General features: G+C 71.3%; 6 protein-coding genes. 2 read left to right on the plus strand and 4 right to left on the minus strand.

The annotated features are described in order from the left end of the window. The first annotated feature begins 169 nt into the window (after positions 1–169). On the plus strand, positions 170–1963 hold the full coding sequence (locus ACMCNN_RS15090; RefSeq protein ID WP_412746832.1) for a stealth family protein: 1794 nt from the start codon (positions 170–172) through the stop codon (positions 1961–1963). A 60-nt stretch (positions 1964–2023) separates the two neighbouring features. On the opposite strand, the gene ACMCNN_RS15095 is transcribed toward ACMCNN_RS15090, so the two are convergent. From ACMCNN_RS15095 to ACMCNN_RS15105, 3 genes are read right to left on the minus strand one after another with little or no spacing between them, the layout of a single operon-like run. Further along, positions 2024–4867, minus strand: a complete 2844-nt coding sequence (locus ACMCNN_RS15095; protein WP_412746833.1) for a Stealth CR1 domain-containing protein — start codon at positions 4865–4867, stop codon at positions 2024–2026. Beyond that, positions 4864–5784: a hypothetical protein gene (locus ACMCNN_RS15100; RefSeq protein ID WP_412746834.1), complete on the minus strand. Its 921-nt coding sequence runs from the start codon at positions 5782–5784 to the stop codon at positions 4864–4866. The genes ACMCNN_RS15095 and ACMCNN_RS15100 overlap by 4 nt, the downstream gene beginning before the upstream one ends. Before the next feature lie 14 nt (positions 5785–5798). Next, positions 5799–7895, minus strand: coding sequence for a PIG-L family deacetylase (locus ACMCNN_RS15105; protein ID WP_412746835.1), 2097 nt, complete (start codon positions 7893–7895; stop codon positions 5799–5801). Positions 7896–8127: 232 nt separating this feature from the next. Here ACMCNN_RS15105 and ACMCNN_RS15110 point away from each other — a divergent pair, with 232 nt between their 5' ends. Continuing rightward, entirely contained in the window at positions 8128–9333 is a 1206-nt protein-coding gene (locus ACMCNN_RS15110; protein WP_412746836.1) for an FAD-dependent monooxygenase, read from the plus strand. 5 nt (positions 9334–9338) lie between these two features. Here the strand turns inward: ACMCNN_RS15110 and ACMCNN_RS15115 are convergent, their stop codons facing one another. Continuing rightward, positions 9339–11123, minus strand: coding sequence for an alpha/beta hydrolase (locus ACMCNN_RS15115; protein ID WP_412746837.1), 1785 nt, complete (start codon positions 11121–11123; stop codon positions 9339–9341). Between the last annotated feature and the right edge of the window lie 135 nt (positions 11124–11258).

Genomic DNA, 11258 nt, shown 5'->3' on the forward strand with positions numbered 1-11258 from the left:
GCCCCGACTTTTCGGGCATCTCTGTCACCAGATCATCATGAGATGGTCACGTACAGAGACGAGTTTGTTTCACTAGCGTCTAGTAACTAGATTCGGGGCCCACCACGGAAAGTGGCAGATGTAACGGGGGTCCGACCGAGATGTGTCACGCCACCCCGGAGAGCGCAGCATGATCGCTCACCGGCTCTACCGACTGCTGCCCAAGAGCCACCGCCTGCGGATGCTGGAGGTGCTCCCGCCCCACCGGCAGCTCTGGCTCGTGCGCCGGCTCACGCGCCAGCGCGCGCTGCGGCGCCCGGCCGAGGCCGGCGACCTCATCCGCGCGCGCGACCGCGGACGGACCATCCGCGCCCGCGTGGTGACCGACATGACGCCGGCAGCGGCGTGGCAGCAGAACCTCGACGCGGTGACCGGGGTGCTGGAGCGGGCCGGGATCGACTACTTCTGCGTACGGCCCCTGCTCAACACACACAGCGTCGTAGCAGTGAACGCTACGGAGCGTGCACGGACACTCGACGCATTGCGCACCGACACGCAGCTGCACGGCGCCGAGATCCGGGTGGGCAGGGTCGACGACACCGGCTTCCGGGCCGGGCGGCAGGTCAAGAACGCCATCCAGGTCCATTTCCCGATCACCGACCCACGCGGCACCACCGTCCTGGGCAGCGGATCGGCCTGCGAGATCGAGTTCTGGCGCGACCTGCCGAGCAAGCGCGGCGAACCCGCCATGATCGTCGGCCCGCGCCGCAACCGGGTGGCCAGCGCGCTGCCGCTGGACGCGGAGCCGGTCCGGGTCGAGGCGGCGGCCCTGAACGGCATGCTGCCGCCCGACGGCGCAGCCCGGTACCGCTCCCGGTCGGAGTTCGCGGTGCCGCTGCCCGACGACGTCCGATTCCCCATCGACGCCGTCTTCACCTGGGTCGACGGTGACGATCCGGACTGGCGGGAACGGAAGAACGCCGCCCTGACGGCGTTCGGCCACCAGAAGATCAACGTGATCGCCACGAACCACTCCCGGTTCATCAGCCGCGACGAACTCAAGTACGCGCTGCGCTCGATCGTCGCGTTCGCCCCGTGGATCCGGCACATCTACCTGGTGACCGACGACCAGATCCCGCCGTGGCTGGACGAGTCGGCTCCCGGGCTGACCGTCGTCAGCCATCGGGAGCTGTTCGGCGACACCGGCGTGCTGCCGACCTTCAACTCGCACGCCATCGAATCGCGGCTGCACCTCATCCCCGGGCTCGCCGAGCATTTCATCTACTTCAACGACGACATGTTCATCGGCCGGCCGATCGCACCGACGTCGTTCTTCCACGCCAACGGGATCGCGAAGTTCTTCCTGTCCTCCGCGCAGCTCGAGGCCGGACCGGCCACGATCTACGACGCGCCGGTCACGGCGGCCGGCAAGAACAACCGGCGGCACATCCTCGAACGGTTCGGGCGCGCCATCAGCCAGAAGATGCAGCACGTCCCGTACCCGCTGCAGAGGAGCGTGCTGCAGGAGATCGAGGACACGTACACCGAGGACGTGCGGCAGACCGCGTCGCATCCGTTCCGGCACCCCGAGGACCTGTCGATCCCGTCCTCGCTGCAGCACTACTGGTCGTACCTGACCGGGCGGGCCGTGCCGGGCCAGATCAAGTACACCTACGCCGACCTGGCGCACCCGTCGACGCCGGTGCAGCTCGCGTTCCTGCTGGCACAGCGGCACTGCGACGTCTTCTGCCTCAACGACACGGACTCCGCGACCGTGGCCCTCGGCGAGCAGGAGGCCATGATGGAGGACTTCCTGCCCCAGTACTTCCCGTTCCGGTCGCCGTTCGAGCTGCCGGACGACGTCGCCGCCGAGCGGGCCGGTTTCAGCGCGACCGAACTGGCCCGCGCCGCCCGGGCGGGGAGCCCGATCCTGCCCGGGCAGACCAACCGCTCCGCCGGCGCCATGGCGGCCCAGCACCGCTGAGGCGGCGCGTGACACCCCTGATGCCGGTCACCCGTTCCGGGTGACCGGCATCAGTCGTGATCAGTGTCCTGCGCCCCGGGCGCGCCGGTTGCGCTCGCTGCCGCGTTCGAACCTGCTCGGGATGGGGAAGTACGCCTCCAGGAACGCGCTGATGATCCGTTCCTGGTCCTCGGCCGGCACGTCACCGTCGTGGTAGTCGTTGAGGCAGAACACGTCCTGATTCCGTCGCTGCAGCAACGACTTCAGCCGTGGATGGTGCTCCTGCAGGCCGACGTTGACGAATCCGCACCGGATACCGCCCTCGACGGCGCGGCCGGTGATCAGGCCGTAGTGATGGGCCAGCGAGGAGAGCAGCGAGACGTCCGACGCCGAGCGGGTGCGGTTGCCGGCGGTCTGCGCCATGGCCGCGGCGAATTCGCCCTCGATCGCGGCCAGGGTGCTGCGCCGATGGGCATGCGGGGTGTGCAGGAATCCCTGCATCAGCGTACGGCCGTAGGCCTGCTCCAGCAGCACCCGATTGTTCTTGGCGGCGACCGCGAAAGCCTCGTCCGCGTCGCTGATCGGCGTCAACGGGATCTGCGTGCGGCTGACGAACGTCTTGGGCAGCCCACCGGCATTGAAGAACGTGTTCGGGCTGATCAGACGGCCGAAGAACACGTCGTCGTTCAGATAGACGAAATGCTCGGACAGGTCCTCGATATGGTGCAGCTGCGTCTCGATGGCATGCGAATTGAACGTCGGCAGCCAGTCCGGGTCGGCGAAGATGTCACGGTGGTCGACGATGCGGACCTGGGGATGCTCGACGTCCAGCCAGGCCGGGACCTGGCGGTCGGTGACGATGAAGATCCGGTTGATCCACGGGGCGAACAGGTCGACGGAGCGCAACGAATAGCGCAGTTCCTCGCGGCTGCGGAAACGCGCACCACCCTGGATGGCGCCTTCGCCGGTGAATTCCTCGCCCAGGGCGGCCATCTTCCGGCGCAGCCATTCCGGGTCGTCGCCGTCGACCCACGTATAGACCGCGTCGATCGGGAAAGCCAGGTCGCTGACAAGTCGGCGGGTGAACGGTTCCACCGTTCGGTATTCACGCTCGCCAATGGTGATGTGCGCGGGTGTCAACGACGACGCGGACAACGGGTTCCCCGCGAGCGTCGGTGCCGGGCCGATGAGCTCGTCGGCCTCGTCGGAGGTGGTCCAGAACTCCAGTTCGCACCCGTAGATGGCGCCGATCCGCATGGTGTGGGTCGTCGTGATGATCGGTTCGAAGATCCGCAGGGATGCGGCGGTGCGCAGCTGCTCGACGGTGTCGCTGATGGCGGCGGGCCAGTTGCCGAGCGTGCGGTGCCGGACGTCGAACGCCTCGACGTAGGCGGCTCGCAACTTCGTGGAGCGGGCGATCGCCGACAGCACCTCGGCCCGGTCGGTCTCGTACACCGCGACGCGGTATGTCGGCGTCGCCTGCCGCACCACGAAGTAGTCGAGGTTCGCGCCGTCGAGCGCGGCGACGGCGAGGTCGAGGTTCGCCTTCGCGGCCTCGTGCGGGGTCACGTCGTTACGGACCCGGGTGAGCTGACCCCGGCTGCGAACCAGGTGCGGCTGGGCGGCGATCATGTCGTCGATCCAGGATTCGACGTCCGGTTGGCCGAGTTCCGTCCGGGCCGTCAGCGTCTCCACCACTCCGGCGTCCGTGCGCTGGGCCTGGTACAGCGCGATCGCGGAGGTGCGCCGGTCGCACCAGCCGGGGGCGTCGCGTCCGGCCAGCAGCTCCGCGTACAGCTGCTCCCAGCGGGCCATCACCACGTCCGGGGCGAACCGTTCGACCGCCACCGCGGCGGCCTCGCCCATCGAGTGCCGGCGGTCCTCGTTCTCGATCAGCTCCCGCAGGGCCGCGGCGAGACCCTCGACGTCACCGGGCGGGATCAGGAAACCCGTCTGCTGATCGTCGATGATCTCCCGCGGGCCGTTCGGGCAGTCGTACGCCACCACCGGCACCGCCGCGGCCATCGCCTCGACGAGGGTCAGGCCGAACGACTCGACCCGCGAGGTGACCATGGCGATCGCGGCCTTGGCCCACTCGTTCTCGATCGTGGTGGTGGAGCCCAGTAGCTGCACCTGCTCGCCGAGGCCCAGCACGACGGCCTGATTCTCCAGTTCCCGCCGGGCGCCGTCGCCGAAGATGCGCAGTGACCACTGGGGGAAGTCGTCGGCGATCAGCCCGAACGCGCTGATCGCGTGATCGAACTGTTTCTCGCCGGTCAGCCGGCCGGCCATCACGATGCTCGGGTTGGTGCGGCTGGACTGCGGCCGGTAGCCGTCGTCGATCGAGTTGGGGATCACCGCCAGCCGCGGCGTCGCATCGCCCAGCAGCGACGCGAACCAGGCCCGGGTGGGCTCCGACAGCAGGACGACCGCGTCGAGCCGGGCGGAGAACAGTTTCAGCGGCTCACCCGACGAGCCGCGCAGCTCGGCCACCCGGTGCTCCTGGTGCACGGTCACGACCCGGCGCGGCACCAGCGTGGTCATCACGGCCAGCAGCGCGGGGGTCGTCGAGACGACCACGTCCGCGTCGCACTCGCGCAGCGTACGCTCCAGCTCCAGGTCGGTGAGCCGGCTGAACGCCTGCTCCCAGGTGGCGCTGACGAGCTCGCTCGGGGTGGCCGCGAGTACGCGGCAGACCTCGTCGTCGAGCTGCCGCCCGACCGGCTGGTGCAGGGACTCGCGGGTGTCCACAAGGTAGGTCATGCGGACCCTGGGGTCGACCGTGAAGGCGGGGGTGTCGCGGGTCCGGAAAACGCTCAGAACCTCGACGTCGTGCCGGTCGGCGAGCCAGTTCGCCTGACGCAGGACGGCACGTTCGGTGCCGCCCAGCGCGTCACCCCAGGTGAGCAGGAAGGTGATCTTCATGAAACGCCGTTCGCCGAGAGGGAGCCGAGGGGACGGCAGGCAATGGTGAAGTTGCCGGCCGGGGTGTAGTACGGGCGCAGCTGGACCGCCAGACCGTGGTCGGCCCAGACGATTCCGGTGGGTGGCACGAGCACGGTCTTCGGAGCCGACACGTCGTGGAGGAACCGGCCCACCCGCAGGCGCTGCTTGCCGGTCCGCAGGTGCACGTCGAAGAAGGTCTCCTTCTCTCCACCCCGGAAAGCCAGCTCCCGCAGCGGAATCCGGCAGCGGACCCCGTCGGGGGCGGGCTCGGTCGTGGCCGTCGTCCGGCCCTCACCGGTACGGGCGGTGAACTCCACCCGGCCGCCCGCCTGCGCGCCGCCGAGCACCCGTACCGCGAAGCTGGCCTCCAGCCAGTCCACGTGGACCGCGGTCACCTCGGCTGTGGGGCCCGGTGGCACCGCCTGCAGGCAGAGCCGTCGTGTACGGCCTGCGCGGATCTCGTACCGCCAGCCGGTCACCGGGTCGGGTGGGGCGGCGAGCGTCGGCCCGTCCACGGCCGCCGCCGGGTCTGCGGCGAGCACCGCGTACGACCGGGGGCGTCCCCCGGTCCACACCACCAGGTCCACGAGCCAGGGGGCGCCGGACTGGAGGCCGAGCCCCCGAGCACCCCCGGCGAGCAGCGCCGTCGCCGCCACCGCGCACGAACCGCCGACGTCGGAGCGCACCCGGGCCTGCACCGCATGCGTACTCAGGCCGCGCCTGATCCGGATCTCCGCACTCGTGACGTCCGCCGCCGCGATCCCGGGCACCGGCAGATCGAGGTTGAGCGTGCGCCCGTCCAACACCCCGCCGAACCGGGCGGTGACCGCCGGGCCGCGCCGCATCGCCGACCGCAGGGCCCGCAGGGAACCGAGCCCGATGGCAACCGCATTCACTGTTCTGTCCGTCCCTAGGTACGCGGCCGGCCCTGGCGCGGCGCGGGTGGCAGGGCTTCGCTGCGCCATTCGCCGCCCACCATCCGTCGCACCCTCGGCTGCCCGTCCCGCTGCAGCGCGACCACGACCGGCCGGCCCTGCTGGTCGGCGGCGACGGCCGGCGAGTGGAACACCGCCAGCCCGACCTTGGCCCAGTTGCCGTCGGTGCCGGAGCCGTCGGTGGGGCGGACACTCACCGTCCCGCGGTTGTTGCGGATGGCCAGCAGCAGTCGCCCGTCGGCCGGAGCCAGCGCCGCGGCCACCGGCCCGAAACCGCCGTCGCTGCCGAGTCGCAGCGGGCGGCGCAGATCCCACGTGCCGGGGGACGGCTGCACGTACGCCAGGACGTCGGCGGTCGCGCCCTCGCGAACCAGCAGCACCAGCCGGCCGTCGGCCAGCGACACCACGGTCGGCGGCGCCGCGGGTGCGGGGATCCGCAGCGGCTGGCGCAGCCATGGTCCGTCCGCGCGTTCCTGGTACCAGCGCAGGACACCGGTGTGCGTCGACGCGTACACCTCGACCAGGCCGCCGGCCACGGTGACCACCGACAGGCCGTCCTGGGAGTCGCCCCCGCCGAGATCGGCCCATGGCCGCCAGGTGCCGCCGGCGTCCTGTATCCGGGCGCTCAGGCCCGTACCACCGTTGCGCACGAAGACCGCGAGGCGGCCGTCGCCGAACCGTCCCACGACGGGCATGCCGATCCGGCGGCGGCGCGTCGGATCGCGTTCGGCCTCGTGCGGATTGCCGAGGCCCTCCCAGGCGCCGAATGCGGCGCCCGGGGCCGGTTGGGCGAACGTGCCCAGCTCCCGGACCTGCTGCTGCGGGTCGCCCGCGGGGATCATCCGGATCCCGAAGGCCTGCAGCCCGCCGGCCCGGTTGCGGCCGACCGTCACGTACGGCAGCAGGTCTGCCCCACCGATCACCTCACCGGCCTGCCACGACTGTGCGCCGGGCGCCTTCTCCGCCCACCGTACGAGCCGGCCGCCGTGGACCGCGAAGGCGTGCAGCGCACCGTCCCCGGCCGGGTGGAGCCAGCTCACACTGGTGCCGTAGCGATGGGTCGTGCTCCAGCCGTACTCCCGCGACGCCGCACGGTTGCCGAGCTTGAGATCGCCGCAGCCGACCGGATCGGTGCACGGGCGGCCGTCGCCCCCGCCGTACGTGGCCAGCACTTCCAGCTTCTGGTCGTACGCGTCCTTGCGCAGATTCTGCGGCCAGCGCTGGTTGTAGTAGCCGCGGTAGCTGTCCGCGACTCCGTCGTGGCCGCGTCGCCAGTACTCCTGCACGGCCGCCCAGCTGAACAGGGCGGCCGCGGTGTGGTCCCCGTTGTCGGAGAAGTTCCCGGAGTCGGCGTTGCGGGGGTGGGTCGCGTCGTGCACCTGGAAGTCCGGGTCCGGATCCATCAGCCGGATGCAGTGCGGGTCGAAGTCGGTCACGAGTTCGACGAGCGTGTCCACCAGCGACTGTCGGGTGTGGACGAAACCGCCCGGCACCGGGCTGCCGGTCGGCTGCATGGTGGGCGCCTGCGGCTGGGTTCCGGACCAGAGGGCGCGCACGTTGCCCCGGCCGAAGTCGGGGTCGTTGGCGCCGTCGTTCCAGAGGTTGAGGAACATCAGCCGGATCCGCGGCGCCGCGACCAGCGTCGCCACCTCGACCGGAGCCCCGGTACGCGTCGTGGTGGCGACGCGCTTCCACGGGCTGCCCGCGTCACCGACGGCCATCCGGGCATACGCGGCGCGCAGGCCGTTCTGCCGCGCCGCGGCGTAGTCCGTGAACCGTACGGGCTGTTCCTTGATCAGCGGGTTGCCGGCGGGGAAGTTCTTTCCGTCCGCCTCGCCGGTGGTCAGGCAGATGCCGAGGATGTGCGTGCCGTCGACGACGTCCTGCAGCAGATCCGGGTTGAAGAAGTACAGGTCGTCGTCCGGATGGGCGGTGATGTGCAGGTGGCGCACGGCGTCGTCGGTGCCGGCCGCCGGCTTACGGGAGAAGAGCTGACCGATGCCGAACGCCGCGCCACCGAGTCCCGCCGCCGACAACGCACCCACCGCGAAGACCCGTCGCCTGCTCACCATTCGCGCCGGCGTCCAACGACGAGCTTGCCAGTTCCGCCTGCCACAGGCCCCGATCTCCTCTCCCCGTTCCCCCCGCGTGGGCCGGTGCCGGAGCACGGCCGGACCCGCCCAGACGAGTGGGCGACCGTATCGGGAGTGGGCCGAAGGGTAACAGCGTGAACAGAGCCCGGCAAATGGTGATCGAATTCTTGGGCCGAACCATCCCAATATCGGCAGCGGGTACGGTGCAGGCGTGAAGGTGCTCATTTCGGGCGCCAGCGTGGCCGGTCCGACGCTGGCGTACTGGCTGCACCGGTTCGGTTTCGAACCGACCGTGCTGGAGCGGACGCCGCAGCTGCGCCGGGGCCTCGGCGGCCACGCCGTGGACCTGTTCGGCCCCGCGGTCGAGGTGGCCGACCGGATGGGCCTGCTACCCACGGTCATCGATGCGCGCACGCGCACCGACGAGATCTCGTTCATCCGTCCCGGCCGCTCCCCGATCGACATCGACATGAGCGGCCTGGTGGGTGCGTTCGCCGACCGGCACGTGGAGATCATGCGTGGCGAGCTGGCCTCTATCCTGTACGAGGCGACCCGCCACGACGTCGAGTACGTGTTCGGCGATTCGATCGCGACGATGGACGACACCGCCGACGGCGTCCGGGTCACCTTCGAGCGTGGCGCCGCGCGGACGTTCGACCTGGTGGTGGGCGCCGACGGCCTGCACTCGAACGTGCGAGCGCTGACCTTCGGCGACGCGGCTCAGTTCCGCCGCTACATCGGCGGCTATCTCGCGGTCTACACCGTGCCGAACCATCTGCGGCTGTCCCACCGGATGCTGACCTACCTGGCACCCGGGAAGCTGGCGGGCCTCTACCCCGTCTGGCAGACCGGGGCGGCACGCGCCACCTTCCTGTTCCGGCGGGCCGAGGAGTTCCGATACGACCACCGCGACCTCGACCGGCAGCGGGCGCTGCTGCGGGAGACCTACGCGGGCGACGGCTGGGAGGTGCCGCGCCTGCTGGCCGAGCTGGACGCGGCGGACGACTTCTACCTCGACTCCATCAGCCAGGTGGTGATGGACAGCTGGTCACGGGGGCGGGTCACGCTGGTCGGCGACGCCGGCTACTCCCCCGGCCCGGCGGTCGGCGGCGGCACCAGCACGGCGGTGGTCGGCGCGTACGTGCTGGCGGGCGAGCTGTGGGCCGCGGGCGGCGGGTACGCCACCGCGTTCGCGGCGTACGAGCGGCAGATTGGTGAGCTGGTGCGGCGCGGGCACGCCATGGGGCCGGCCATGATGAAGACGCTGATCCCGCGTACGGCGCAGCAGGCCTGGCTGACCCCGCGGGCGGCGTGGCTGCTGCCGAAGCTGCCCACCGCCCTGCAGCGCCGGCTGCTCTCGATGCAGGGCGGGCCGGTCCGCGCCCTGAACGCGGTGCAGCTCAAGCGGTACGGCTGAGCCGTTCAGCGCCCGATCGGAATGCCGCGCGGGTCGACCGGCGGGAGCTTCTTCGCCGCGCCCTTGGCGGGACTCGGGCGGACCGCAATCCCCTCGGCGCCGGGCACGGGGTGGGTGGCGGCGGCCAGGGCGGCGGCCGGCACCCCTTCGAAGGGCTGGATGTCACCGGTGCACACCGTCCCGGCCGCGGGCAGCGCCTGCCGCAGCAGGTACGCGTCCACCGCGTCGGTCACGCACGCCGAGGTGCCGTACGCGGTGTGCCCCCAGCTGTCGCTGGACAGCAGCCGGCTGCCCGGCAGCAGTCTGCTCGCGCTGACCGCCTCCTGGTAGTTGGTCGCCGGATCGTAGTAGTCGCCGACGAACAGCACGGGCGCGCTGGTGCGCCGGTCGAACGGGCCGGTGTACGCGTCCTCGTCGCGCACGGTCCAGGTGTCGCTCGCGCACGCCACGGTGCTCCACGCCCAGGCGCGCCCGAAGTACGGGGCCCGCCGATCGGCACGGGCGGTCCGCGCGGGCCACGACGCCGCATCCGCGGGGCTCTGGGTGTCCGTGCAGGTGACCCCGAGGAACGCGTCGAGGCTGTTGTCGTACGGGAAGTCGCGCCCCGGCAGGCGGTCCCGCAGCCGGTGCAGCTGCGCGGCCAGCGCGTGCCGCGCCTTCCGGCGCGCCGCCGCGGACGTACCGGCCGGTGGCTCGGTGAGCAGCAGCAGGTTGAGCGCCATGGTGACGATGCCGTCGTAACCGGCCGGGTCGTACAGCATGGCCAGGGTGCTGCCGACGAAGTCGGCGTAGGTCACCGTGGTGAGGCCGAGGTCCGGGTCCTCGTAGACCAGCGGCTCCGCGCGCAGCCGGCGGGCGATCAGCGCGAAGTTGGCCACCGGGTCGCCGAGCGCGAACACGCACGCCGTCCCGCCCGCCCGGTCGCAGCGCACGAGGATCTCGTGCAGCGCCTTGTACGCCCCGTCGGCAGAGCGCAGCCGGTCGTCGAGGATCGTGTCGCGGGTGGTGGCGGTGCCGGTCCACGAGATCGGGTTGATGACGCCGTCGAGGGCCAGCGCGCGGACCCGGTCGGGGAACATGTTGGCGTAGTACTGCCCGAGCGCGGTGCCGTAGCTGAAGCCCAGGTACGTCAGTTTCCGATCACCGACCGCGCGGCGCAGCACGTCCATGTCGCGGGCGGCCTCCGCGGTCGACATCGCGCCGCTCAGCGGGCGGCCCGTGCTGGAGCAGGCCCGGCCGTACTGTTCGGCGGCGGCGACGTACGCCGTCGTCTCCGCCCGGGTGAACGGGAACGGGACGTTGAGGTCCGCCAGTGCCGAACTCTGCTCCCGCGGGGACCGGAAGCACTTCACGTTGTCGCTGAAGCCGACGCCGCGCGGGTCGAAGCCCACGATGTCGAATCGGTCGAGCACGCCCTCACCCAGGAAGTACGGCGCGAAGTAGGCGATCGCGGTGCCCTGGCCGCCGGGGCCGCCCGGGTTGACGAACAGCGTGCCGATGCGGTGCCGCTGGTCGCGGGCCTTGACCCGCAGCACGGCCAGTTCGACCTGGCTGCCCGTGGGCTGGTCGTAGTCGAGGGGCACGTGCACCGTCGTGCACTCGGCGTAGTCGAGGCAGCGGTACCAGTCCAGGGCGGGGGCCGGCACCCGGTCCACGCGGCGGGCCTCGACCGCGCTGGTGCGGTCCGGCCGGGTCGCGCCGGTGGCCGCGGCCGCGGGCCAGAGCGGGGTGGCCAGCGAGACGGCGAGCACCGCCGCGACGATGCCGGAAGGTACGGGTCCGGGACGCATGCGCGCACCTTTCTGCTCGCTCCGTTCGCGACCGTACCCGGTTCCGGTCGTGGGGGCGGGCCGAACCCCGAGGGAGTCGCCCGCACGGTGACCTACGTGAAACAGGATGCATCTTGAGGTCATCTTGAGCCGGTC

This window comes from Krasilnikovia sp. MM14-A1004, assembly GCF_047159485.1.
Taxonomy (GTDB): domain Bacteria; phylum Actinomycetota; class Actinomycetes; order Mycobacteriales; family Micromonosporaceae; genus Actinoplanes.